The organism is Pseudomonas juntendi, from assembly GCF_009932375.1.
Taxonomy (GTDB): Bacteria; Pseudomonadota; Gammaproteobacteria; order Pseudomonadales; family Pseudomonadaceae; genus Aquipseudomonas; species Aquipseudomonas juntendi.
This window is the reverse complement of the sequence record NZ_BLJG01000318.1, coordinates 1-1,169: the sequence shown is the minus strand read 5'-3', so window position 1 is coordinate 1,169 and position 1,169 is coordinate 1. Positions and strand designations below refer to the sequence as shown.

Sequence of the window (1,169 nt, the reverse complement as noted above, 5' to 3'; positions counted from 1 at the left end):
GGCCTGGCCGATGTGCTGTCGCACTACCAGGCATTGGCCAGCGAAACGCTGCAGTGGCTGCGTGAACTGGCAAGGGCGGGCTGAGCATGGCTGAGAGCGAAAGCGGCCAGGACAAAACGGAAGACCCCACCGAGAAACGCAAGCGCGACTCACGGGAAAAAGGCGAGGTCGCCCGCTCCAAGGAGTTGAACACGGTGGCGGTGACCCTGGCCGGCGCGGGTGGGCTGCTGGCGTTTGGCGGCCATTTGGCCGAAACCCTGCTGGCGTTGATGCGCATGAATTTCAGCCTGACCCGCGACATCATCGTGGACGAGCGGGCGATGGGCGCGTTTCTGCTGGCCTCGGGCAAGATGGCCATCTGGGCCGTGCAGCCGGTGCTGATCCTGCTGTTCGTGATCTCCTTCGTGGCGCCCATCGCGCTGAGCGGCTTCCTGTTCTCGGGCAGTTTGCTGCAGCCGAAATTCAGTCGCATGAATCCGTTGTCGGGCATCAAGCGCATGTTCTCGATGCATGCCTTGACCGAATTGCTGAAGGCGCTGGCCAAGTTTTTCGTGATCCTGGTAGTGGCGGTGGTGGTACTGATCAACGACCGCCAGGCGCTGCTGTCGATTGCCAACGAGCCGCTGGAGCAGGCGATCATTCACAGCCTGCAGGTGGTGGGCTGGAGTGCCTTGTGGATGTCGGCCGGGTTGTTGCTGATCGCGGCTGCGGATGTGCCGTTCCAGCTGTACCAGACGCACAAGAAACTGAAGATGACCAAGCAGGAAGTGCGTGACGAGTACAAGGACAGCGAGGGCAAGCCCGAGGTCAAGCAGCGTATTCGCCAGCTGCAGCGCGAAGTGTCGCAGCGGCGCATGATGGCGGCGGTGCCGCAGGCCGACGTGATCATCACCAACCCGACCCACTATGCGGTGGCCTTGCAGTATGACCCGGAGAAGGGTGGGGTGGCGCCGTTGCTGTTGGCCAAGGGCACGGATTTCATTGCCTTGAAGATTCGCGAAATTGGCGTGGAGCATAAGGTTCAGATCCTGGAATCGCCGGCACTGGCGCGGGCGATCTACTACTCGACCGAGATCGAGCAGGAAATCCCCGCCGGCCTGTACCTGGCTGTGGCGCAGGTGCTGGCCTATGTGTTCCAGATCCGCCAGTACCGTGCGGGCAAGGGCAAG

Annotated in this window: 1 protein-coding gene and 1 pseudogene; both read left to right on the top strand. The window is 62.1% G+C overall.

Annotation, left to right across the window (positions count from 1 at the left end; all coding sequences use genetic code 11):
• Window positions 1-84: pseudogene (locus GYA94_RS25395) on the top strand (flagellar biosynthetic protein FliR); the annotation flags it as partial.
• Between the two features lie 2 nt (window positions 85-86).
• The coding region (gene flhB / locus GYA94_RS25390) for a flagellar biosynthesis protein FlhB (RefSeq protein ID WP_161893349.1) at window positions 87-1,169 on the top strand (1,083 nt) is incomplete at its 3' end.